The following is a 467-nucleotide window of genomic DNA, read 5'->3' on the forward strand; positions in this document are numbered from 1 at the left end:
AGCCCCGGCCGAGGTGCCCGCGGCCCCGCCCGACACGCCGCCGGACGCGCCGCCCGAGGCACCGCCGCCGCCGCCTCCCCCCCCGCCGCCTCCGCCGCCGCCCCCTTGCGCCATGGCGGCGGAGGCGAGCAGCAGGCCGAGGCCCGAGGCCATGGCAAGATGACGGAAGCGGGTCATGCGCGGGCATCCTTCGATCGGGCCCATCGCAACGCGCGGACCCGCCCCGGGATCGAGCGGCAGGGTCAGCCGCAGCCGCGGCGGTCCAGCCGGTCCCGCGCCAAGCCGAGCGAGAAGCGCGCCCGGTCCAGCGCGCCGCGGAGGCGGTAGACGCTGGCCTCGGACCGCGCCCGCTCGGCAAGTCCCGCCGCCTCCCGCACCGGCTCGGCCGCCAGGCGGCAGCCGCAGCCCTCGAGGCGGCCGGCCGCCTCGGCCAGCGCCGCGGCGGCGGCCTCGGCGGCGTCGCGGGC

1 protein-coding gene is annotated in these 467 nt (G+C 82.0%); it reads right to left on the minus strand.

The features are described 5' to 3' along the window. Positions 1-242: 242 nt before the first annotated feature. The coding region (locus E2C06_RS38400; RefSeq protein WP_165982932.1) for a hypothetical protein at positions 243-467 on the minus strand (225 nt) is incomplete at its 5' end.

The organism is Dankookia rubra (assembly GCF_004355005.1).
Lineage (GTDB): Bacteria > Pseudomonadota > Alphaproteobacteria > Acetobacterales > Acetobacteraceae > Paracraurococcus > Paracraurococcus ruber_A.